Source organism: Methylomicrobium album BG8, from assembly GCF_000214275.2.
In the GTDB taxonomy this organism is placed as follows: domain Bacteria; phylum Pseudomonadota; class Gammaproteobacteria; order Methylococcales; family Methylomonadaceae; genus Methylomicrobium; species Methylomicrobium agile.
In genome coordinates this window covers 3,297,349-3,321,480 of sequence record NZ_CM001475.1, presented here as the reverse complement: position 1 = coordinate 3,321,480, position 24,132 = coordinate 3,297,349, and the positions used below count along the sequence as shown (strand labels likewise).

General features: G+C 57.6%; 17 protein-coding genes. 12 read left to right on the top strand and 5 right to left on the bottom strand.

The window, feature by feature from the left end; genetic code table 11:
* Window positions 1–20: 20 nt before the first annotated feature.
* Both METAL_RS14260 and METAL_RS14255 read right to left on the bottom strand, forming a co-directional pair.
* On the bottom strand, window positions 21–2,708 hold the full coding sequence (locus METAL_RS14260; RefSeq protein WP_005373347.1) for an efflux RND transporter permease subunit: 2,688 nt from the start codon (window positions 2,706–2,708) through the stop codon (window positions 21–23).
* A gap of 26 nt (window positions 2,709–2,734) precedes the next feature.
* Window positions 2,735–3,685, bottom strand: a complete 951-nt coding sequence (locus METAL_RS14255; protein ID WP_245549385.1) for an FAD:protein FMN transferase — start codon at window positions 3,683–3,685, stop codon at window positions 2,735–2,737.
* A gap of 491 nt (window positions 3,686–4,176) precedes the next feature.
* On the opposite strand from METAL_RS14255, the gene METAL_RS14250 reads away from it, so the two are divergent.
* The 4 genes from METAL_RS14250 to METAL_RS14235 all read left to right on the top strand — a co-directional run bounded on the left by METAL_RS14250 (window position 4,177) and on the right by METAL_RS14235 (window position 7,964).
* Window positions 4,177–5,514, top strand: coding sequence for a hemolysin family protein (locus METAL_RS14250; protein WP_005373344.1), 1,338 nt, complete (start codon window positions 4,177–4,179; stop codon window positions 5,512–5,514).
* Between the two features lie 12 nt (window positions 5,515–5,526).
* The gene (locus METAL_RS14245; protein ID WP_005373342.1) at window positions 5,527–6,591 is read left to right on the top strand and encodes an AI-2E family transporter; all 1,065 of its coding nucleotides are present in this window, start codon (window positions 5,527–5,529) and stop codon (window positions 6,589–6,591) included.
* A gap of 116 nt (window positions 6,592–6,707) precedes the next feature.
* The gene (tatA, locus tag METAL_RS14240) at window positions 6,708–6,917 is read left to right on the top strand and encodes a twin-arginine translocase TatA/TatE family subunit (protein WP_005373340.1); all 210 of its coding nucleotides are present in this window, start codon (window positions 6,708–6,710) and stop codon (window positions 6,915–6,917) included.
* Between the two features lie 90 nt (window positions 6,918–7,007).
* Complete coding sequence (locus METAL_RS14235) at window positions 7,008–7,964, top strand: IS5 family transposase (protein ID WP_005369238.1); 957 nt, start codon at window positions 7,008–7,010, stop codon at window positions 7,962–7,964.
* Between the two features lie 572 nt (window positions 7,965–8,536).
* Here the strand turns inward: METAL_RS14235 and nhaD (METAL_RS14230) are convergent.
* A complete protein-coding gene (nhaD, locus tag METAL_RS14230; protein ID WP_005373338.1) occupies window positions 8,537–10,204 on the bottom strand; it encodes a sodium:proton antiporter NhaD in 1,668 nt (555 codons plus the stop codon).
* Window positions 10,205–10,352: 148 nt separating this feature from the next.
* Window positions 10,353–11,534, bottom strand: coding sequence for a cation:proton antiporter (locus METAL_RS14225; protein ID WP_005373336.1), 1,182 nt, complete (start codon window positions 11,532–11,534; stop codon window positions 10,353–10,355).
* A gap of 329 nt (window positions 11,535–11,863) precedes the next feature.
* Between METAL_RS14225 and METAL_RS14220 the strand changes: the two genes are divergently transcribed.
* The 8 genes from METAL_RS14220 to METAL_RS14185 all read left to right on the top strand — a co-directional run bounded on the left by METAL_RS14220 (window position 11,864) and on the right by METAL_RS14185 (window position 22,489).
* Entirely contained in the window at window positions 11,864–12,604 is a 741-nt protein-coding gene (locus tag METAL_RS14220) for a dihydrodipicolinate reductase C-terminal domain-containing protein (RefSeq protein ID WP_005373335.1), read from the top strand.
* 131 nt (window positions 12,605–12,735) lie between these two features.
* Window positions 12,736–14,880 (top strand): HAD family hydrolase, encoded by a 2,145-nt coding sequence (locus METAL_RS14215; RefSeq protein ID WP_005373332.1) that lies wholly within the window; start codon window positions 12,736–12,738, stop codon window positions 14,878–14,880.
* A gap of 19 nt (window positions 14,881–14,899) precedes the next feature.
* Window positions 14,900–15,754, top strand: coding sequence for an HAD-IIB family hydrolase (locus METAL_RS14210; protein WP_031429566.1), 855 nt, complete (start codon window positions 14,900–14,902; stop codon window positions 15,752–15,754).
* The gene (locus METAL_RS14205; protein WP_005373329.1) at window positions 15,744–16,631 is read left to right on the top strand and encodes a carbohydrate kinase family protein; all 888 of its coding nucleotides are present in this window, start codon (window positions 15,744–15,746) and stop codon (window positions 16,629–16,631) included. Before METAL_RS14210 ends, METAL_RS14205 begins: the two co-directional genes overlap by 11 nt.
* Window positions 16,632–16,635: 4 nt before the next feature.
* Complete coding sequence (locus tag METAL_RS14200; protein WP_005373327.1) at window positions 16,636–18,591, top strand: alpha-amylase family glycosyl hydrolase; 1,956 nt, start codon at window positions 16,636–16,638, stop codon at window positions 18,589–18,591.
* 154 nt (window positions 18,592–18,745) lie between these two features.
* Entirely contained in the window at window positions 18,746–20,194 is a 1,449-nt protein-coding gene (gene nhaD, locus METAL_RS14195; protein WP_005373325.1) for a sodium:proton antiporter NhaD, read from the top strand.
* Between the two features lie 31 nt (window positions 20,195–20,225).
* Window positions 20,226–21,785: a DUF4118 domain-containing protein gene (locus tag METAL_RS14190; RefSeq protein WP_245549384.1), complete on the top strand. Its 1,560-nt coding sequence runs from the start codon at window positions 20,226–20,228 to the stop codon at window positions 21,783–21,785.
* Window positions 21,782–22,489 (top strand): response regulator, encoded by a 708-nt coding sequence (locus METAL_RS14185; RefSeq protein WP_005373321.1) that lies wholly within the window; start codon window positions 21,782–21,784, stop codon window positions 22,487–22,489. Before METAL_RS14190 ends, METAL_RS14185 begins: the two co-directional genes overlap by 4 nt.
* A 209-nt stretch (window positions 22,490–22,698) precedes the next feature.
* On the opposite strand, the gene METAL_RS14180 is transcribed toward METAL_RS14185, so the two are convergent.
* Window positions 22,699–24,108 carry an amino acid permease gene (locus METAL_RS14180; protein WP_005373319.1) on the bottom strand — a complete coding sequence of 470 codons (1,410 nt, stop codon included), beginning with the start codon at window positions 24,106–24,108 and terminating at the stop codon, window positions 22,699–22,701.
* Between the last annotated feature and the right edge of the window lie 24 nt (window positions 24,109–24,132).

Genomic DNA, 24,132 nt, shown 5'->3' with positions numbered 1-24,132 from the left:
AAACGGGATGACGCTTCCCGTCAGGCCGTTTCCGGCAGTTTGACCGTGGGATGGGATATTTTGTGTTTGAATACCAGTTTGCTCAGCGCCGGCAGAATCACGAACGTACAGGTCATGATCCAGAAGATTCCGATCGTGATCACCAGGCCCATGCTCGCGATGCCCTGGTGCGGCGAAAACGCCAGCCCCGCGAAGCTCGACGCGGTGGTCAGCGCGCCGTAGAACATCGCCCGCGCGGTGCTCGACTGGTAGATGTTCTGCTCTTCCGACAGCGAGTGATGCAGTTTTTCGACCATGTGAATGCCGTTGTCGACGCCGAGGCCCAGGAGCAGCGGCAGCGCGATGATATTGGCGAAATTGATCGGCGTGCCGGTCAGCACCGTGCTGGCCATCGTAAACAGCCCGGCCAGAATCAGCGGCGTCATCACCAACACCGTATCGATCACGTTGCGGCGGATCGCCATCAAGAGCAGGGTGATCGTGATCAGCGCGATGATGATCGCTTCCTGGAAGGCGTTGATCACTTCCTTCATCGACTCCCAGTACATGATCGGCAGATCGGTGGTTTCCGGCGCGATTGCCTGCACGTCGGTGATGAATTTCGCCATGTTGTCGAGATTGTTCAGATCGTATCTGGGAATGATCTGAATCCGGTACAGCCCGCTCTTGCTGAGCCATCTTTCCCTGATGTCCGGCGGCACGTCGGCGAGCGTGACCTCGCTCGCGTTCAGGCTCGCGTAGAGTTCGTTCATCACTTTCGGCAGCGTGCCGAGCAGCGTGATCTGCACCTGTTCGATGAACTGGTCGCGGCTGGTGATCTGTCTTGCGTCCAGCTCGATCAAAATGTCGCTCAATTCCTTTCTCAGCGTGGTCAGCGACTCGACTTCCTTGGCGTTGGTTTTTTGAGGCAGCACCGTGTCGATGGCCCGAATCAGTTTTCCGATGCCGTTTTCCGGAGCGCGATCGGGCTGCAGCTCGGGGAATCGCTGCGGCTGGGCGCCAAGTATCAGGGCAATTTCCTCGATGATCGCCAGTTTGTCTTCCTGGTTTTCCGGCACGAAATCGAACAGGCTGATCGATTTATCGACCGTATCCACTTTCGCGAGCTGCCGCTGCAGCGCCTTGGTTTTGTCCGCATCGGGCGCGAGGATGGTCAGGGTCATCGGCGAAGTGTCCTTGTCCTTCATCAGATCTTTGAACGCGATCACCGACTCGGTTTTGGGATCGCGCAGGTTCAGCGGATTGAAATCGGTTTCGACCTGAAAGACCAGCACGATCGACAACAAGGTCAGCAATCCGGTCACGATCGCAATCGGTTTGGCATAATGCAGGGTCAGATTGGCCAGCCTCTCGGCCAGTCTGGCCAGTGCCGGATGCGTATTCATGGTGTCGGCGGGAACCGAAACCGGCACGAATTTGAGCAGCAGCGGCAGAACGGTCAGCGTGATCAACAGGCAGATGAACAGGCTGGTCCCGGCCAGGAGGCCAAGTTCGGACACGCCTTTGTAATCGGTCGGTATGAAAGCGTACAGCCCGATCGCGGTGGTGCCGGCGCACAACAGCAGCGACGGGCTGGTGCTGAGCAGGGTGCTGCGGATCGCACGGACCTTGTCGATGTGGTGGCTCAGGTTGTCCCGGTAGCGCAGGCAGAAATGGATCGCATATTCGACGCCGAGGCCGATGTTCGAAACCGCGAACGCGACCGAAATCAGGTTCAACTGCTTCACCGAAAGGGCGGCGAAACCGCCGCAAAACACCATGCCGAGTGCCAGAGTGAACAGGGTCGCCAAGGTCAGGGCCAGCGAGCGGTAAGCGGTCAATAAAATAGCGAAGACCAGCACTACCGAAAAAATGCTGGCGTTGAAGGTGCCGGTACTCATGCCGAGGAGTTCGTCGTCTTCGAGGCCGACTTCGCCGGTCACCCAGACTTTGACTTTCGGCAGGTTCGGTTCCTGAATCGATTCGGCCGCTTTCCGGATCGCTTCGATCGCGTTTTCGGCGGGCCGTATCGACGTGTAATCGAATTTGGGCAGCACGTTGATGAAACCTTTGTTCGCGCTTGCCTGGGTGATTTTCTGTTCGGCGATCAGGTTTTCCCAAGACAACAGGCTGTCTTCGCCGTTGACGCGTTTATGCAGGGCGGTGTTGATTTTGTCGATCAGCGAGGTCAGATCGATCGGTACGGACTGGTCCTTGTTCGCGGAGGTCAGCGCCTCTTCGAGAATCGAGAAAAAACCGGTCAGGTTCGGCTCTTTCGAGATGCGGCCGATAAAAGGCTGGGCCTGCGACAGGCTGTCCGACAGGGTTTGCAGGTCGTCCTGCCCGAGATAGAGCAGGCCGTTGCGGTGAAAATAGTCGTTGTCGTTCGGCACGTATACCGAATCGAAATGGGTTTTGTCCGCGCTCAGCAAGCGGCCCAGGCGCTTGGTCGCCGATTTGGTCAGTTCGGGCACGTCCGATTCGACGACCAGCAACAGCGTATGCATATCCTGGGAGAAGTTTTGTTCGAACTTGCGGCGGTTTTGTTGAAACGGCGCATCGGGCGCGATCAGTTCCGCGGTATCGGTATTGATGCTCAAATTGTTGGCGGTGTATTGCACGACCAGGCCGACCAGCAGGCAGATGATCAGAAAAGTTTTGAACGGATTGCCGAGGATACGGTTGCCGACAGCGGAGATGATTTTCTGTAGGTTGCTTGTAGAAGACATTCAGCGGGTGTCCTTATTCCGAGCGCTTATGGATGGGTGACGAGATTGGACGCAGCGAACGAGTCCGATTGCGATTCAACCAACTGATCGTTTTGCAGCCGTATGAACAGGGCGGCGAGATGTTCGGCATTGGCGGTTTTGAGTCCCTGCGCCTCGCCGAGGCACAAGAGGGCCGTGGACCAGGCGTCGGCGACGGTCGGATCGGGATGGGCGACCGTCACCGAAACCAGGTCGTGCGTGACGGGCCGGCCGGTGCGCGCGTCCAGGATATGGCCGTAGCGCCGGCCGTCGGCGTCGAAATAGTGTCGGTAAGTCCCCGAGGTCATGATCGCGAGCGGCGACGCTTTCGGCATCGCCAGAATCTTGTGCAGCGTGTGCTCGCCGGGCAGGGGTTTTTCGAGGGCGATGCGCCAGGCCGTCTGATCGGGCTTCTGGCCGCGGGTTTTCAGTTCGCCGCCGATTTCGACCATGTAGTCGCCGATCCCGTGTTTTTCGAGCACGCGGCTCAGGCTTTCCACGCTGTAGCCCTGCGCGATGGAAGACAGGTCTGTCTGCAGTGTCGCCTGTTTCTTGCCCAGATGGGTATCGTCGACAACGGTCAGTTTCTCCATGCCGATCTGTTTTAACGTGTCGGCTATCGCTTTGTCATCCGGAACGGCCGGCGTTTCGCCGTTGAACCCCCACAACGTGAATAACGGTTTGATCGTCAGGTCGTAGCAGCCTTGCGAAGCTTTATGGACCGTTTCCGCGATTTTCACCAATTGCACGATTTCGGGGCCGACTTCCTGGCTATCCGTCGTGGCATGGCGATTGAACGATTCGATGACCGAATCGGGGCGGTAATTGGAAAGAAGTTTATCGAGGGAGGCGAATTCATCGGCGACCGCTTTCTTGACCGCCTGGGCATCGACCGGGGCGGGAGACCAGTAACTGATATGATAGCTGGTGCCTTGCGCGAAGCCTTTCAACTGCTGCACGGGCGGCGGTTGCGTGCAGCCTGCGGCCGCGATGAACAGAAAGGCCGTGATGATGCCGGGCCAACCCGGCGGAAAACGCCGACGGCGCGGCTTGCGTGAGGAAGCACTGAATCGAGCGGGAAATGAAGGTGCTGCAAAATCTCTCGGGGCGTAATCGCGGCATGGTGCTGGTCTGATCATTCGGCAGATATTAATACGAAATAGAGTTGGATACGAGCTTTGGACGGACGCAAAACGGGGCCGGTTTATCGCAAAAAGCGGGGGTGAGTCGGTTTCATTCGAGTCCTCGCATTTGGCCGTGGGGTTTATTATAATCCGAACGGTCTTGGGGGATTTTAAAAATTGGCGTTCGGACAGGCGCAACGCCCATCGAACGATTGTCTACAGACTTGTATGATGGCGGGAAGCCATGCCCATCCTTTCCAATCTCCGCGGCCTTCGGAAGGTCACTCCGAAAAACTCGAAAACGAGTTTTTATCTTTTATGAATATATGAATAATCTGTTTTTGATTGCGATCGCCGTTTTGCTCGTTGCCCTGAACGGTTTTTTCGTGGCGGCCGAGTTCGGGTTGGTCAGGCTGCGCCCGACGCGCATCCGCGCGATTGCGAAAACCCAGGGCTGGCGCGGACGCATGCTCGCGAAAGTTCATGCGCATCTGGATGCGTATTTGTCCGCCTGCCAGCTCGGCATTACGCTCGCCTCGCTCGGCCTCGGCTGGATCGGCGAGCCGGCATTCGCCGATCTAATTTTGCCGGTATTGAGCCTGATGGATCTGCATTCGCCGGAGATGGTACACAGCATCGCTTTCCTGATCGCCTTTTCGGTCATTTCCGTTCTGCATATCGTTGTCGGAGAGCTGGCGCCCAAATCGCTTGCGATCCGCAGCCCGGAAAAGACCGGCCTGATCAGCGCCGCGCCGCTCTATGGATTCTACGTGCTGATGTACCCGGCGATCCGGCTGTTGAACTGCAGTGCGAATCTGACTCTGCGGCTATTCGGAATCAAACAGCGTGACGGGCACGATCCCCATTACACCGCCGAAGAGCTGAAGCTGATCCTCCGAAGCAACCGCAAGGGCGGCACGTTTACCCGGGAAGAATGGAGAGTGCTCGCGAATACGCTCGATTTCGGCGAATTGCAGGTTTCCGACCTGATGCGTCCTCTGCATGAAATGGCGGCGCTCCATGCGAAGAAAAGTTTGAACGAAAATTTGCGGTCCGTCTGTCAAAAGCGTTTTAGCCGTTATCCTTATTTCGACCGGAACGGCGTGGACGTGCTGGGATTGATTCATTTGAAGGATTTATTTTTCGCGCAGCAGCAAGGCAGGCCGATCGACGATCTTCGCCCGTTCCTGCGCCCTGTTCATTATGTTTCCGCGCATACGCCGGCGCTTGAACTGTTCCGCCATTTTCGCGCCGGCGCCGCACACTTCGCCATTGTCGGCCGGAAAAACCGGATGCCGCAGGGTTTCATTACGCTGGACAATTTATTGAGCGCAATGGTCGGCGAGATTCGCGACGAATTCCGCCCCAACATTGCAGAATGGACCCGGCTCGATGACGGTACGATCGTGGCGAAAGGCAGTCTGGCGATTTTTTCGCTGGAACGGATTCTGGGTATCGATATCGAAAACGAAGAACTCGAACTCGAAAACGAGGTGTCGGTCGCCGGTTTGATTCTGGCCAAACTCGGCGACATACCGGTCGAGGGGCAGCAGATCGAATTCAGTCAGTTCGATGTCGTGATCGACAAGATGCAGAACTCGCGAATCGAGCAAATCCGTATTTTTCCGACCAACACGGAAAGTCTTGAGCTCCCTCCGGAATGAGGCCGTCGTCCGATGTTAAACGAATTGCTGCCCGACAAGCCGACCCGCTTCCTGATACCCGGCATTTTGCTGGTCGGCCTGTTGTGGTTGAGTTACCTGGTGCTGCGCGAGTTCTTGCAGACGATCGCCTGGGCTTTGATCGTCGCCTATGTGATGTGGCCGGCCTACCTCAGGCTCAGGGGCAGGTTGGGGTGTCGGAACACGTTGAGCGCCGCGGTGATGTCGTGCATTATTTCCGCAGTGATCCTGCTGGTGCTGTACGGGCTGGTCGATGTCTTGCAGGAGGAGCTCAGGACCATGTATCAGGTGGTCGCGAACAACCTGCAGAATCCGTCTTACCGGATGCCCTCGCTTCTGGCCGAGATTCCGTGGGTCGGTCCTCACCTGCAGGAGGAGCTGGATCAGTTTATCGGTGACCGCGCCGGGATGGCCGCGCAGGTTTCCAAATGGGTGCAGCAGTGGCTCGGCGACGCGGCCCGGTTCATCGGCGGGATCGGCCAGTATGTGCTGAAGCTTTCGGTGATGCTGGTCATGCTGTTTTTTTGCTTCCGCGACGGGGAAACCGCTGTCGAGCAGCTGCAGCAGGGGCTGGTCCGATTTCTGGGCAAATACCAGCACGTGTATCTCGGCGCCGCCGGTTATACGACCCGCGCGGTCGTCTATGGCTTGGTGCTGGCCGCCCTGGCGCAAGGTATCGTGGCGGGCTTCGGCTACGCCTTCGCCGGGGTCAGGGCGCCGGTCATGTTCGGCGCGGTCACCGCGTTGCTGGCGCTGGTGCCGATGGGCGCGACGCTGGTCTGGGCGCCGCTGGGATTGGGCTTGATCGCCACCGACCATCTCTGGCAGGGGCTCGGGCTGATCATGTGGGGCGTGCTGGTCGTCAGCACGGTCGATAATGTGATCCGCCCTTTGGTGATCAGCGGCGCCAGCCGCGTGCCGTTCCTGATCGTGATGTTCGGGGTTCTGGGCGGGTTGTCCGCCTTCGGCCCGATCGGGCTGTTTTTGGGGCCGGTGATTCTGGCGGTGCTGCTGGCGGTCTGGCAGGCCTGGATCCAGCAACAGCGGTTGGAAGAATAGCGCGGCGCGGTTTACGCGCGCTACGGTAAAATACGGTCCATATTCCGAATATTGCCGTATTTGCAGGAAATCCGCCGGATCGTCGGCGATTCTTAACTTCACTTAAGGCGATAAAGATGGGAATCAGCGTTACCAAATTGTTAATCGTACTGGGCATTGCGGTGGTCTTGTTCGGCACCAGGCGCCTCAGAAACGCCGGGGCCGACATCGGCGCGGCCATACGGAATTTTCGTTCGGCGATCAAGGAGGGCGAAAGCGAGACGCACGAAAGCGAACAGGATTCGTCTGTCGAAGGCGAAGCGGCCGGGCGTAAAAAAGAAGACTGAAATACGGATTAAGAGCTAAAGGAAACTCTGAATAAGTCCTACGCCTGGGATAAAATATCCGCAGCTTGCCATTTTCGATAGGTGCCCGCCATGAAGCAACTCGGACTCAGTGCCCCACTGTTTGTGAAGAAACCGAAACAGACTCGGCGGCAGCAATTTCTCCAAGAGATGGAGCAGGTAGTGCCTTGGAGTTTGTGGACGAGCCGGATAGCGCCGCACTACCCGACAGCGGGCCGAGGCCGCCGCCCCTTTCCCTTGGCGACGATGTTGCGCATTCACCTGATGCAGCAGTGGTTCGGCTATTCCGATCCGGCGATGGAGGAAGTATTGCACGACATGCCGCTGCTGCGCGAGTTTGCCGGGCTCGATGCGGGCGAGGACGCCCTGCCGGATGAAACCACGATCCTCAAGTTCCGGCATCTGCTGGAACGCCATCAGTTGGCACAAACCCTATTTGATGAAACGGCGGCGCTGTTGGCCGAAAAAGGCCTGTTGCTACGGCAAGGCACGATCGTCGATGCGACATTAATCGCTGCCCCGCCGTCCACCAAGAACCGGGCGCGCAAACGGGATGCCGAGATGAGTTCGACCAAGAAAGGGAACAATTACCACTTTGGGATGAAGGCGCACATTGGGGTCGATGCCGAGTCGGGGTTAGTGCATACTGTGGAGATGACCACCGCCAAGGTGGCGGATGGGGTCATGACGGAGGCGTTGCTGCACGGCGAGGAACGGGTCGTGCTGGGCGATCGGGCCTATACCCGCAAGGACCGGAATCTGGCGGCGGATCGCCTGGAAGGTGAGCCGGTTTGGGCCTTTCCGTTCAAGCGGGGGAAGGGTGAGGAGTTGCCGGTAGAGCAAGCCCTTCACAACCACATGCTGGCGCCGTTACGCGCCATGGTCGAACATCCGTTCCGGATCGTCAAGCGCCAGTTCGGCTATACCAAAGTGCGTTACCGGGGGCTGTTCAAGAATGCCCAACAACTCTACTTGCTGTTTGCCCTGGGCAATCTTTATCACGTTCGGCAGGCGCTGCAGCCGACCTAGGGAGACCTTTGTCCTTCGCCCTGGAAAACCGAGAACACTGAGTGAAATCACCCCGATAGCGGGCGCTGCCGGGAAGGATTTGCCCATTTTCGGCGAGGTGCCACGGATGTCGCACGGTGTCGCTTATAAAAACCACTTATTCAGAGCTTCCTAAAGGTTGTTATGCTGTGAAAGCAGCCTATATAAAATCCCCCCTATCCCCCCTTTTTCAAAGGGGGGAGCGGCATTCCTTTTTCAAAGGCGGAAAGCGGCATGCTCAAAGGGGCGAGGGCAGGAGTCGCTTCAACCGTGGCCAAAACGACATCTTCCTTTGAAAAAAAGGGGCCCCAGTGCTTCACTCATTTCGCAAACGGGAAGACGACATCCCCCCTTTGAAAAAGAGGGTAGGGGGGATTTGCTCTGCAAATAGTGGGTGGGGACAGTGCTTAATTCGCATTGAAGTCTTCTTCCCCAAAGGCCGCCCTGGCTGCGTTGATAGTATGGCTCCGCTGCGGTTAACCGAACGGCAAGGCTACCTTTCCTGGCAAATCGGCCGTGGCGCCGGCTTGAACGATCCGGCGCCGCGGGGACGGTTACTCTATGAAATAATGCCCGTTGATCAGGAAATGGGCGCCGATACTCGCGAAAAATCCCAAAACGATCGCCGGCGTCCACTTTAAATGGCTGGTGAACGTGTACAGGCCTTTGGTTTGCCCCATCAGCCCGACGCCGGCGGCCGAGCCGACCGCCAGCATGCTGCCGCCGACCCCGGCGGTCAAGGTGACCAGCAGCCATTGCCCCTGCGAAATATCCGGCGCCATGGTCAGCACCGCAAGCATGATCGTGCCGTTGTCGACGAACGCGGAAGCGAAGCCGACCAGAATGTTCGCGATGGTCGGGTCCATGCCGGTGTACAGATACTGCGAAGTCAGTTCCAGATAACCGATAAAGCTGAGTCCGCCGACCGCCACCATCACGCCGTAGAAAAACAGCAGGGTATCCCATTCGAGATTGGCGACCTTGGTAAATACGTCGAAAGGTTCGTTCAGTTGTTCTTCCCGGTCATGCTCCCATTTTTCCATCCGGTGCATGATCTTCATCGGGCCGAAATAATCGATATAGCCTTCCTTGACTACGGTCAGGTCTTTGACCGCCAGATCTCTTTCGGCTTGCATTTCGAGCTGGTATTCTTCAGTGTCTTTTTGAGAATGAATGAGGCCAGCAGGGATTTTTTGCAGGTAATAGCTGAAGAATTTCAGATAAGTCAGACCCATCATCATGCCGGCGGTCGGCGGTAGGTGCAGGAAGTTCTCGAAGCAGGCCGAAGTCATGATCGTCAGGATGAACAGGACGATGATCGCGATACCGCCGCGCTTCATCGGTTGCGACTCTTCGATCGGAACGGGACAGGCCTCCGGGATCCAGAAATACATCAGCGCGGCCGGCACGATGAAATTGACCAGCGCCGGGATCAGCAGCGAAAAGAAGTCCGCAAAAGGTACGACGCCTCTCTGCCAGACCAGCAGCGTCGTGATGTCCCCGAAAGGGCTGAACGAGCCGCCGGCATTCGTCGCCACGACCACATTCACGCAGGACAGCGAGACGAAACGCCGGTTGTCCTTACCCATCGCCAAAATGACCGACCCCATCAGGAGCGCCGTGGTCAGGTTATTACAGGCGGAAGAAATGAAAAATGAAAGAAAGCCGGTAATCCAGAACAATTGCCGGTAGTTGAAGCCTTTATTCAACAGCCAGACCCGCAGGCGTTCGAATACGCCGCGGTCTTCCATCGCATTCAGGTAGCTCATCGACACTAGAATGAACAAAAACAGTTCGGCGTACGCTTCCAGCGTGGTGCGGAAAGCGGCCCCGGCCTGTGCGGTCATATCGCCGTGTGCATAGATGCCGGCGATGATCACCCAGATCAGACTGGCCGCAAACACCATCGGTTTCGATTTGCGCAGATCGGTGATCTCTTCGAGCATCGCAAGGATGTAGGCGATCACAAACAGCAATACAACCAAATAGCCGCCCCAATGATGAGTCAAGTTCAATGATTGGTCGGCGCTGGTTTCGCCCGTCTGGTCGATTGCAAACGAGAGAGTGGGCAGGAGCAGTCCGAACACGGTTAGGATGGCTTTGCAAAGCGGCGGAAGACGCGTTGCGGCTTTGGTTCTGCGGTTCCGGCAGCAATGGTTGAGTAAGTAAGAATAGGAGAGAAGAGCGAAAGAAAACAAGCAGAACACAATGTAAGAATCCATAACCCGATAAGTATAATCGACAGAAATACTGGGTTTATTATATAAAATTGCGGCTTGTGCGTCATGTGATTAACCGCGCCCGCCAAGGCTTCGCGTTCCCCCGCGGGGTTAAAGCGGAGGCTGCGTGATCCGTTTCATCTTTGGTTTTTTATGGTTGGTGAAACAAACTGAATTTTCCGCGCAGTTTTACGGCGAGAATAGGGAACAGCAAAACCGAAACCATGCCGGCGCTGACCAGGATCGCCGCCCTGTCCGGCTGCATGAGCCCCGAGGAAACGCCGATTTCGCTGATGATCACGATCAGCGGGAGTCCCGTGGCCGAGTAAAACGCGAAAGGCAGCCGCTCATCGGGAGTCAGTTCCTTCTTGTAAAGTACGAGCGGAACGCCGCGCACCAGGACCAGCAAGCCGGACAGCAACGCCACTTGCAACGGCGCCAACGGCGCGGACCATAAGGCGCTGACATCGAAATTCATGCCCGCGACGATAAAGAAGATGGGGATCAGAAAGCCGTAACCGATGGCGTCCAGTTTTTGCAGCAGCAATTCCCCTTGTTTCCCTTTAATGACGAGTCCTGCCACTATGCCGGCCGCAAAAGCGCCCATCACGATATTCAGGCCGAATTCGGCGGCGAGCGCGACGAACAGAATCTGCAGCAGTATGCAAATCCGCACCGGAAGCTGGCCGCTGCTTTGCATGGTGCGCTTCATCATTTCGATCAAGCGCATCGAACGCGCATTCAGGGCGAGATTCGCCGCGATAAAAGCGATAATGATGAACGTCACCATGAACAGCCCGTGCAGGAACGTGTCGTGCGTGGGAATCAGCAGCAGCGAAATGATCATCAACGGGCCGAATTCGCCGGCTGCGGCGGCGGCCACCATATAAGTGCCGAAGGCGGAATCCAGTTCTCCCCGGTCGCGCAGGATCGGGGCCAGGACTCCCAACGCGGTGGTGGACAAGGCGACCGCGGCGAGTAACGGCGGCGCTTGAATCAACCCGATCATGCTGAAAATGAACATGCAGGCCAGGGCCACGAACAGCGAAAGAAACCAGCCGCCGATCGCCAATACCGCAGGTCTGCCGCGGATCTTGTCAAAGTCGATCTCAAGCCCCACCATGAACAAAAGAAACGCCAGACCGAGTTCCGCCATCGTCGCGATCATGCCGTCCGGACTGGCCAGGTGGAGCATGTGAGGACCTATCAGGATCCCCAGCATGACTTCGAGAACCACGACGGGCAAGCGGAAGCCGGTGGGCAGTTCGGCCAGGAGCGGCGCGAGCATCGCGGCGAAGGCAATCAGCAGAAGTTCGGAAGGATAGGCTTCCATGGCGGCACTCCGGAAGAGGTTAATGACGATCGATGGGACCGAAGTTTAAAGGAGAAAGCAATCGGTGACCAATATTTTTTCGATATTTTTCCGCGTGCGAATTCGCCGGAAATGCCCGACTTCCGCACTTTTAGACGCCATGACTAGCGTAATTCAAGCCGTTTGCAAAAGGGCACGAGTTTGGCCTGCTCTTCATTATCGTGCTACCATCCCGATTGGCACAAACCACTGTTACAACGATCACCCGCTTGAAAGTTGCCTATTTATCAATAGTTTGGCTTTGATGTTGCGGCAATTTCCGGGAGGATGTGTACCAAAGGAGATTCTTCTTGATCCATAAAATACGAATCGGTCTGATCGGTTACGGTAAAACGGGTAAAGCCGTTGCCAATGTTTTTAGCTCGGATTCGCGTTTCGAACTGTGCTGGATTGCCCGGAGCACCGTCAGTGAAGGCGTTCAAACGCATCCGGACACTGCCGTTCCCATTTTCGGCATGGAGCGCCAATCGTTCGAGCGGCTGTTCGACAGTTATCCGGTCGATGCCATTGTGGATTTCTCTTCGGCGAAAGCCGTCCATCGGTACGGAGAACTGGTCCGTAAACGAGGCATGATGCTGGTGAGCGCGATTTCTTCCTATTCCGAAAGCGATCTGGCTTATATCCGCAGTCTGGCGCAGAGCGCGCGCGTCATGTGCTCTCCCAACATCACTCTGGGAATCAATCTCCTGATGATGGCGGCGAACCTGTTGCGCAAGGCCGCGCCTTTCGCGGATGTGGAAATCATCGAGCAGCATTTCAAGGAAAAACCCGAAGTTTCGGGTACGGCATTAAAGATTGCGGAAAATCTGGGTTTGCGGAAGAATCAAGTCACTTCATTGAGGCTCGGCGGGATTGTCGGCGAGCATGAAGTGATTTTCGGCTTCCCCCACCAGACCGTACGGTTGGCCCATTCGTCGATTAGGCGCGAGGCTTTCGGTGCGGGCGCCGCTTTCGCCCTTTCCCATTTATCCGTTTGCGGTAACGGATTTTACACCTTCGAAGATTTATTGCTGCGGGCGGCATACCGGTAGCTGCCGAAGCCGGACAACTTCCCGGAGAAGTCCGACAGCCTACAGGCGCAGGCAGTTTACAGTTTATAGCCGCCGAGCGGGCGGCGCCTTACTGGCCACCGTTTTGTCAACGGGATCGACAGTAGAAAGAAATGACCAAAAACAAAAAAAGCGAACCGCTGTATCTCGTACTGATCAGCGTGCACGGCCTGATTCGCGGCCGCGACCTGGAGTTGGGGCGCGATGCGGATACCGGCGGGCAAACCAAATATGTCGTCGAGCTGGCGGAAGCCCTGGCGAAACAGCCGGAAGTCGGGCGCGTCGATTTGGTGACCCGACGCATCATCGACAGCGAGGTTGCGCACGATTATGCGGAGGCGATCGAGCCCTTGGCGGACAATGCCCGGATCGTCCGCATCGCGGCGGGTCCCGAAGGCTATATCCGGAAAGAAGAGCTTTGGGACCATCTGGACTGTTTTGCCGACAATCTGCTCGGCTGGCTCCACAAGCAGCCCCGTCTGCCGGATATTCTGCACAGCCATTATGCGGATGCCGGCTATGTGGGCGTCCGGCTGGCGCATCTGACGGGGTTGCCGCTTGTTCATACCGGTCATTCCCTGGGGCGGGACAAGCGCCGCCGCCTCCTGGCCCAGGGGGCTTCGATGGCGGAAATCGAGCAGCGTTATCATATTTCCTGCCGTATCGGCGCCGAAGAAGACGCCTTGACCAACGCCGATCTGGTCATCACCAGCACGCAAAACGAAATCGTGGAACAGTACGAGCTTTACGACTGCTATACGCCGGAAAAAATGGTGATCATACCGCCCGGTATCGACCTCGAACAGTTTCATCCGCCGGCCTCCGCCGGCGAAGCAATCGCGTTTGCCAAGGTCCTGGAAAAGTTTTTGCACGCGCCGGAGAAGCCGATGATCCTGGCGCTGTCCCGGCCGGACGAACGGAAGAACATCGTCGGACTGTTGGAGGCCTTCGGCGAGTCGCCGCGTCTGCAGGAGGCGGCCAATCTCGTGATCATTGCCGGCAACCGCGGGGACATCCGGGAAATGAACGAAGGCGCGCAAGCGGTCTTGACCGAATTGCTGCTGGTGATGGACCGTTACGATCTGTACGGGCGCGTGGCGTTGCCGAAACATCACCATGCCGGCGAGGTCGCCGAGATCTATAGGCTCGCGGCCGCTTCGAAAGGGGTTTTCATCAATCCGGCCCTGACCGAGCCTTTCGGCCTGACGCTATTGGAAGCGGCTGCGAGCGGGCTACCGCTGGTCTCCACGGAAAACGGCGGGCCGGTCGACATCATCGGTAACTGCCGCAACGGCTTGCTGGTCGATCCCCTGGATAAATCGGCGATTGCCGAAGCCTTGTTGACGATTCTCAAGCATCCGAAAATCTGGAAGGCATTTTCCTCCAACGGCCTGCAAAACATTCGCCGGCGTTATGCCTGGAACACCCATGCCCAGACCTATTTGCGGCGCATCCAGCCTTTGACGGAGGGGAGGGACAGGCTGCCGAAAACCCCACCGGTCGCGATGGCCGGCCGCTTTCGGACGCGCGCCATTTTTACCGCACTCGACCGAACCCTGTTGGGCGATACGGAAGCCTTGGAACAGTTCATCAAGTTCGTCCAGGACAAACGCAAAAAATTCCTGTTCGGCATCGCCACCTGGCGGCGGCTGGATTCGGCGCTGGCGGTATTGAAAAAATACCGGATCCCGACGCCGGATATCCTGATCACCAGTCTCGGCACCGAAATCTATTACGCGCCGCAACTGATTGCCGACATCGCCTGGACGCATCACATCGACCATTTATGGACGCCCCAGGCCCTGCGCCGGATCATCGGCGAGCTCCCCGGCATCCCCGGCCTGGTGCCGGCCAAAGCCGAGCAAAGCCGCTTCAAGCTGTCTTACCACTACGACAGTGCCGCCGCACCGCCGATGGAAGACATTTTGATGGTGCTGCGTCAGCATGAAGTGTCGGTCAATCCCACGCTTTCGTTCGGCAAGTTTTTCGACCTGGTTCCGGCGAGGGCCTCCAAGGGCAACGCGCTGCGCTATATCGCCCGGCAATGGCAGATTCCTCTCGAACGGATTCTGGTGATGGGCGGCTCCGGAGCCGACGAAGACATGCTGCGCGGTAACACCCTCGGCGTCGTGGCCGCCAATGACAATCGCGCGGAGTTAGCGGCGCTCGGCGATCAGGAGCATGTTTATTTTGCCGAACACCCCTATGCTTTGGGGCTGCTCGAAGCGATCGAACATTATGACTTTTTTGGCCATTAGCCTGGGGATACGCAAGCTCATGCTTAAACGTCTCCTGATTTGCACCGACCTGGATCGGACTTTATTGCCGAACGGCCGCCAGCCGGAATCGCCCGGCGCCCGTGAGCGTTTCGCGTGCCTGGCGGCGCGGCCCGAAGTGATGCTGGCTTATGTCAGCGGCAGGCATCGGGCGTTGGTCGAAGAGGCGATCCGGGACTATGCGCTGCCGCTGCCCGACTGGGTCATCGGCGACGTCGGCACCACGATTTACCGTGTCCGGAGAGGAATATGGCGGCACTGGCCCGAATGGGAGCAGGATATCGGCAGCGATTGGCGCGGCCTGGAAGCGAAGGATTTGCGGCCTTTGTTCGCCGATCTGCCGGACTTGTGCCTGCAGGAAGAAGCCAAGCAGAACCGTTATAAACTCAGCTATTACCTGCCGCCCTACATAGACGCGGAGGCGCTACAGCAGGAAATGGGGCGGCGCCTGTGCGCAAGCAACCTGACGGCCGGCCTGATCCACAGCGTCGACGAACAAACGGGTACCGGTCTCCTGGATGTGTTGCCCGCGCGGGCGACCAAACTGCATGCGGTCGAATTTTTAATGCGGCATCAGGCTTTCGCCGTGGCCGATACGGTTTATGCCGGCGACAGCGGCAACGACCTGCCGGTGATCGTCAGCCCGATCCGCTCCGTCCTGGTCGCCAACGCCGCCGCCGACGTGGTCGAGAAGGCCGAAAGGCTGGCGGCGAAACAGGGATCGACGAACGCATTTTATCGGGCCCGGGGCGGATTCCTGGGTATGAACGGCAATTACAGCGCGGGGATCCTGGAGGGCGTCGCCCATTATCACCCTGACGCAGTGCTTTGGATGAAAGAAGACAATGAACGATAACCCGCCTATCCATGTTTTCGGCGAAGTGCTTTTCGACCATTTTCCCGACGGCAGCCGAGCCCTCGGCGGCGCGCCGTTCAACGTGGCCTGGCATCTGCAGGCACTCGGACAATCGCCCCGCTTCATCAGCCGCATCGGCGACGATCCGCCGGGGCGCGAAATCGCCGCCTCGATGGAAGCCTGGGGCATGAGCCGCGCGGACCTGCAAATCGACCGCGATCGTCCTACCGGCAGCGTCCGGGTGTCGATCAGGGACGGCGAACCGCATTATGAGATCGTTCCCGACGCCGCCTACGACTTTATCGCCGCCGGATCGCTCGCAGATAAAACCACAGAGGGCGTTTTGTATCACGGTTCGCTGGCCGTCCGGAACCCGGTCGCGCGGGCGGCGCTGCAGGCCGTCAAGGCCAGGCACCGGGGCAAAGTTTTCGTCGACGTCAATCTGCGGCCGCCCTGGTGGGACAGGGAAATTCTGCGGGCGTTGCTCGACGGCGCGGATTGGGTCAAACTCAACGAGGCCGAGCTGGCCGAACTGTGCCCCGAAAGCAGGGGCGGGCTGGAAGCGGCCATGGTGGCGTTTTACGAGCTGTTCGACCTGGAGACGCTGGTGGTGACCCGCGGCGGGAAAGGCGCGGTCGCCTGGGACAGGCGGGAGCGTTTCGTGGCCGTACAGCCTGCGGCCGGCACCGCCGTGGTGGATACGGTAGGCGCCGGCGACGCGTTCGTGGCGCTGCTTTTGTTGGGGTTGAACCGGCAATGGCCTTTGGAACTCACCCTGGAACGGGCGCAGTCCTTTGCCGGCGCGCTGGTCGGCAGGCGCGGGGCCACGGTTGCCGAGAAAGCGTTTTACCGCGCGTTCATCGACGAATGGAACTGAGACCATGTACGAACAAGTTTCCCACTCTCTCCTGAATGCCATCCTCGACGATTTGAAGCCTGAAATCAGGCGTCAGGATCTGCGGCATTTTTACACTCGCCTGGGCGCCAATTTTTACGCGATCTATTCGCTGTTTGACACGCTCTACGGGCACCGCGACGATTTCAAGACGCAAATGCTGCGGCTGGTGGAAACGATGGCCAAGGGCTACATCGACCGTTCCCCGGAACTGGAGCGCGTCGACATCGAGCGCGAATCGGACCACAACTGGTTCCTGTCCCAGAAATGGGTCGGCCTGGGGCTGTATACCAACGGATTTGCCGAAAACCTGAACGACCTGGCCGATAAAACGCCTTATTTTCAGGAGCTGGGCATCAACATGGTGCACATCATGCCGATTCTGATGTGCCCTCCCGGAAAGAGCGACGGCGGCTATGCGGTCAGCGACTTCCGCCGGATCGACGACCGCCTCGGCAACATGGAAGATTTCCGCCGCGTGGCGGAAGAATTCAGGAAACGCGATATCCTGCTGGTGCTGGACATCGTGCTCAACCATACGTCCGACGAGCACGCATGGGCCAAAAAAGCGGTCGCCGGAGAGCGTCGGTATCAGGATTATTATTTCGTTTTCGACAACCGGGAAATTCCCGACATGTTCGAACAGACCCTGCCGGAAATTTTTCCCGAAAGCGCGCCGGGCAATTTCACCTGGAACGCGGGCATGCAAAAGTGGGTGATGACCGTGTTCCACGACTACCAGTGGGACTTGAATTACAGCAATCCTGCGGTTTTCATCGAAATGCTCGACATTATTCTGTTCTGGGCCAATCAGGGCGTCGACATTCTGCGGCTGGACGCCGTCGCCTTCCTGTGGAAAAAAATCGGCACCACCTGCCAGAACGAACGCAACGCGCACCTGATTCTGCAGTTGATGAAGGACTGCTGCCAAGTGACCGCCCCCGGCGTATTGTTCATTGCCGAAGCGATCGTCGCGCCGGTCGAGGTGATCAAATATTTCGGCGAAGACGCGATCATCGCCAAGGAATGCGAAATCGCTTACAACGCCACCTTGATGGCGCTGCTCTGGGACGCGGTCGCCACCAAGAACGCCAAGCTGCTCTACCAAGGCGTGAAAAATCTGCCCGCCAAACTGGAACGGGCGACCTGGCTCAACTATGTGCGCTGCCATGACGACATCGGTTTCGGTTTCGACGATAACGACATCAGGGCCGCCGGCTACGAACCTTATGCCCACCGCCGGTTTCTGATCGATTATTTCAGCGGCCAGTTCGATCATTCGCCGGCGCGGGGGCTGGTGTTCATGCGCAACGACGAAACGGGGGACGCGCGCATTTGCGGCTCACTGGCGTCCCTGGCCGGGCTGGAATCGGCGCTGGAGAGCGGTGATCAGGCAATGGCGGCGTCCGCGATCGACAGAATCGTGTTGTTGCATAGCCTGATTCTGTCTTTCGGCGGCATTCCGCTGCTCTACAGCGGCGACGCCCTTGGCGTCGTCAACGACTACAGTTATCGCGACGACCCCAGCAAAAGCTCGGACAATCGGTGGATCCACCGCCCTAAAATCAACTGGCAGCGCGCCGAGCTGCGGAAAAAACAGGGGACGGTCGAGTACGCCATTTTCAACGCGATCAAAAAAATGATCGCCATACGCAAGGAAACGTCCGCTTTTGCGGATTTCAACAACCGGGAACTGCTGGACGTCAACAATCGGCATTTGCTCTGCTTTATCCGTTTCAACCACCAGCGTCCGTCGGAGCGGGTGCTGGTGGTCGCCAATTTCGATGCCCATCCCCAATATCTCGACCTCGAGACGATCAGCGGCAAAGGCGTAAATCTTTATGCCCGGTTCATCGATTTATACAGCGGCAGAAGTCCGGCCCAGTACGACCGCCGGATCGTGCTGCCCCCTTACCAGTTTTATTGGCTGACCGAAATATAGAAATCCGCCGGTAATCACCCTCGCCAAAATCGGCTTTTAACAAAGCTCTTTACGCTTTTTTTACGCGCCGAAAAATACAATTTGCGCGTCTTGCGAAACGGCTAAGGAATGGAGCGGTTTCGAAGGCTTTTCTTCAATCACCATCGGAGAGAGCATGTTGCTTTTCATTGTGCGCCTTTTGGGCCTGGCCTCCTTGTTATTTCCCGGGCTTGGATTCGCCCAGCCCGCGGCGGAAGCGGCGCCATCCTTTCATATCGACTTGACCCATCATTGGGCCGGTTATTTTTCCCTCGTCGTGATGGTCACCGCTTATGTCGCAGCCATGCTCGAAGACGTCATCGAATTGCGCAAATCCAAGCCGATGCTGTTGGCGGCAGCGCTCATCTGGTTCGTCATTTCTCTCGTCTACCAGCAACACGGCAGCAGTCTGCCCGCCCTGACCGCCTTTAAGAGCAACCTGCAAGCCTATATAGAGTTGCTTTTATTCATTATGGTCTCGATGACTTATCTGAACTCGATGGAGGATATGGGCATTTTTCACGCCCTGAAAGTTTGGCTGGTCAGTAAAAATTTAAGCTATCGGCAATTATTCTGGCTGACGGGAGGACTGGTATTCCTGCTGTCCAGCGTGGTCAACGGCCTGACCGCCGGGCTATTGATGGGAACCGTCGTGGTGGCGGTCGGCAAAAACAATCCCCGCTTCGCCTCGCTCGCCTGTTTGAACATTGTCGTTGCGACCAATGCGGGAGGAACGTTCAGCCCGCTCGGGGGCATTTCGACGCTGTTCGTCTGGCAGCACGGCATGTTGGGTTTTACCCAGTTTTTCAAGTTATTCCTTCCGTGCTTGGTAAATTTTCTGCTGCCGGCCGCGCTGATGCATTTCGCTTTGCCGAAAGACAAACCCTCCGCGGAAAATGCGGAGATTCATTTGCAGCGCGGGGCCAAGCGGGTCATTTTTTTGTTCGGGGTAACGATTGTTCTGGCGGTCAGTTTCGATACGGCGCTGGGTTTGCCGGCCGCGGCCGGCATGATGGCGGGTTTGACTTTGTTGCAGTTTTTTTATTATTTCCTGCAGAAATCTTATCATGTAAAAGGCCGGTACAATGTCGAGTTCGCCCTGTTTTTCAACGCGGATGGCGCCAATTCCCGGAGCGAGGACACGCGTTTCGATATTTTCGAAAAGGTCGGCCGGTTGGAATGGGACACTTTATTGTTTTTCTATGGAGCGATGATGGGCATCGGCGGTTTGGGCTTTATCGGTTATTTGGACACGATTTCACAAGTGCTCTACGGTCAGTTCAGCCCGACTTTGGCGAATATCATGGTCGGCCTGTCTTCGGCTTTCGTTGATAACGGTACGTTGATGTTTGCGGTACTGACCATGCATCCGGATATTCCTCAAGGCCAGTGGCTGCTGTTGACCTTGACGCTGGGCGTCGGCGGCAGTCTGCTGGCGATCGGTTCGGCGCCGGCCATCGGCCTGTTGGGGCAAGCCAAAGGATTGTACACTTTCAGCAGTCACCTGAAATGGTGCCCGGTCATCTTGCTGGGTTATTTCGCCAGTATCGGGGTGCACTTTCTGCTCAATGCCGGATCGTTCTGAACCGGCGGCTAGCCATCGAGCGGGAGTCAGGGTGCCAAGCCAGCATCGTCCAAGTCTGGAAAACGCAGCCGCTTTCGGCGCACCCGGCATGCAGCAAATACGGAGTTATGCCTGGGGTGTGGCCGCTCCCTTTCTCTGTACGCTGATCGATTGGCCGCTGCGGCATTGGGTGGGGCAGGCCGGCATTTTGATGACTTATCTGCTTGGGGTCTTCCTGGTTGCCAGCCGCTGCGGCCGCGGACCGTCTCTGATCGCCTCGCTGCTCACTGCGCCCTTGTTTGCGTTTTATTTTGCCCGGCCTATTTTTTCGTTTGCGATTCACGATCTGGAGAACATGATCGGCTTGACCGTGATGATCGTGGTGGCCAATGTCACCGGCAGCCTGCTGGAAAAATCCAAACTTCAGGCGGAACTGGCCTGGCAACGGGAAATCCGCGCCAGCGCCCTCTACCGTTTGAGCGGGGACCTTTTGGCTGCGCAGGATTACGAAAGTGTCGGCCGGATCGCGGTGGAGCACATTCACGATGAATTCGGCGCGGCCTCGGTGCTGTTAAGCGTGGATGCCGACAACCGCTTGCAACGTCCGTCGAGTTTGCCTCTGCCCATGTCTTTGACCGGCATCGACCTGGCCGAAGCGCAGCGGGTATTTGAAGCGCGACAATTCAAGCAGGACAACACGATCGCCTATTACCCCCTCAAAGGTTCGCGCGCCTGGCAGGGCGTTTTAATGATGCAGGCCGCCGAGCCGCTTGCTGAGCAATCTTCGGAGCGAGCCGCCTTTCTCGATACTTTTTGCCATCTGATCGCGCAAACGCTGGAACGTTTACAACTGGCCGCACAGGCCAAAGAAGCGACGCTGCAAGCCGAAACGGAAGCGATGCGCAATGCGCTGTTGAGTTCCATTTCGCACGATTTGCGCACCCCTTTGACGCGCATCATCGGTGCCGCCAATACCTTGATCGAGAACGATGCCGAGTTCGAACCTTCGGAGCGTCAGGATTTCAATCATATCGTTCTGGAAGAGGCGCAGCGCATGTCCGAGTTGACCGGCAAATTGCTGGACATGGCCAGGCTCAGCAGAGGTGAAATCATTCTGCACCGGGACTGGAACGCCATCGAAGAGATCGTCGGCAGTGCCTTGAACCGGCTGGACAAGCATTTGCAGGACCGGCCAGTCCGTACGGTGTTGCCGGACAATTTGCCGCTGCTGTGGATCGATGCGGTGTTGATCGAGCAGGTGCTGGCCAATCTGATCGAAAACGCGCTCAAATACAGCCCGGCGGGCAGCCCGATCGATATCTGCGGCCAAGTTCAGGACGGCTATTGCCGGTTGACCGTCGCGGATTACGGTCCGGGAATTGCCAAAGGGCAGGAAATGAAAATCTTCGAGAAATTTTACCGGGGCGCCGTCGAATCCGGTCAAAGCGGAGTCGGCCTCGGTTTGGCGCTGTGCAAGGCGATTGTCGAGGCGCACGGAGGCCGCATTAACGCCGGCAACCGTGCCGGCAAAGGCGCGGAGTTCGTTATCGCGTTGCCGCTGCGCGAGCCGCCTTCCTTTGTCGAATCTGAAGTGCATGGGAACCTGTCATGACGGCTGAACAGTTGATTCTGATCATCGAGGACGATCTGCAAACCCGGCGGTTCTTGAAATCCAGCCTCAATCACCGGGGATGGCGCACGGTGGACGCCGACTGCGCCAAAACCGGCCTTGCACTGCTGAACAGCGAAAATCCCGATCTGGTGATTCTCGACCTGGGCTTGCCGGACATGGACGGCATCGCGGTTACGCGGCGCCTCAGGCAGTTATCCGATTTGCCCATCCTGATTTTGTCGGCCCGGAGCCAGGAGCAGAACAAGATCATGGCGCTGGATGCCGGCGCGGACGACTACCTGACCAAACCCTTCGGCAGCGGCGAACTTCATGCGCGCCTGCAGGCTCTGCTGCGCCGCGTCTCCCGAAGTTTCGGCTCGACGGAGGTGTTCGAAACCGGCCGCTTGAAGGTGGATTTGGCCCGGCGCCAGGTCTTTTTGTCCGATCACGAAGTGCGCATCACCCCGATCGAATACCGGCTGCTCAGCATGCTGGTACGCCATGCGGGGGCGGTGGTGACGCATCGCCAATTACTCCAGGAAGTGTGGGGGGCCGAACATATTCACGATCAACATTATTTGCGCATCTACATGGGCCAGTTGCGCCATAAGCTGGAAGCCAATCCGGCGCGGCCGCGGTATTTGCTGACCGAGATCGGCGTGGGTTACCGGCTTTCGGTCAATGAAGAAGTGAAACCTCGGTAGAATGACTCAGGATTGGGTCGATCATCACGTCTCCCTCTTGTTCCGCCGCCGGGCGCTTATCGTGATATTCCAAAGGGCACAAACCGCGGTAGGGTACGCTGTGCGTACCATTGGGGGTGAAAAGGTACGCACAGCGTAGCCTACAACTTCCGTTTCGGTTTTACGGTTCCATCGAGGTATGCGGTTGAATTGACTGATCGTCGGTTGATTTAGGCAAGTTGCCCAATCTTGCTGTGATACTTGGAATAACTGAAATAAATGATCAGGCCGAGCACCAGCCAGACGAAAAACCGCAGCCAGGTCAGTGCCGGCAGGAACGCCATCAGGGCGGCGCACGAAATCATGCCCAGCACCGGAAACAGTGGGGTGAAAGGCGTGCGGAAAGGGCGTTTCATCTCCGGCTGGGTGATGCGCAGCACGATCACGCCGAAGCAGACGATCACGAACGCGGCCAATGTGCCGATGTTGACGAGTTCGGCCAGATCGCCCAGCGGCATGAATCCGGCGATGAATGCCATGATGACCCCGCAGATTACGATCACCCGTACCGGGGTTTGGGTGGCCGGATTGACGGTGCAGAAAAAAGGCGAGAGCAGTCCGTCGCGGGACATCGCGAAAATGATCCGCGTCAGTCCGTAATACAGCACCAGCATCACGGTGGTCAACCCGGCGATGACACCGGTCGAGATCAGCGCCGATGCCCAGTTCACGCCGATCAATTCGAGCGCGTGGGCGACCGGAGAAGAAACGTTCAGGTCGGTATAGGGTACGACGCCGGTCAACAGCCCCGAGACCAGGATATAGACGACCGTGCAGAACGCCAGCGACGAAACGATGCCGAACGGTAGGTCACGCTGCGGGTTCCGGGCTTCTTCGGCGGCGGTCGAGACCGCGTCGAAACCGACATAGGCAAAAAAAACGATCGACGCGCCGGCCAGTACGCCGGTGGTTTTGCCGTCCGGCAGCGTTTCGAACCAGCCGAAAGGCATGAACGGCTGCCAATGGGCGGGGTTGACGTTGAATACCGCAACCGAAATGAAGACCGCGATCGTGATCAATTTTACGAAGACCATCGCATTATTGGCCTTTGCGCTTTGCTTGACGCCGATGATCAACAGAAGCATCAAGACCAGAATGATCATGAAGGCCGGCAGATTGATCAGGCCGCCCAATTTGGGGGCCTTGGTTAGGGACTCCGGCAACGCCAGGCCGATAGCGGTCAGGGCATTGTTGAAATAACCCGCCCAGCCGTTCGCGACGGCGGCTACCGAAATGCCGTACTCCAGCAATAAATCCCAGCCGATGATCCAGGCGATCAGTTCGCCGAACGCGGCGTAGCTATAGCCGTAGGCGCTGCCGCAGCCGCCTACGGACGCAGCGAGCTCTGCATAAGACAGCGCCGCAAAGGTGCAGGCAAAACCGGCAATGACAAAGGACAGGACGACTGCGGGGCCGGATTGCGTAGCGGCCGCAATGCCGGTCAGCACGAAAATCCCCGTTCCGATGATGGCGCCGATGCCGAGAAAGGCAAGGTCCCACTTGCTCAGGCAGCGTTTCAATCCGTAATCCGATTCTTGCTCGGCCTCGATCCGTTTGGTGCGGAATATTTGCAGCGACATTGTTTTTCTCCGTTGGCAGGATAT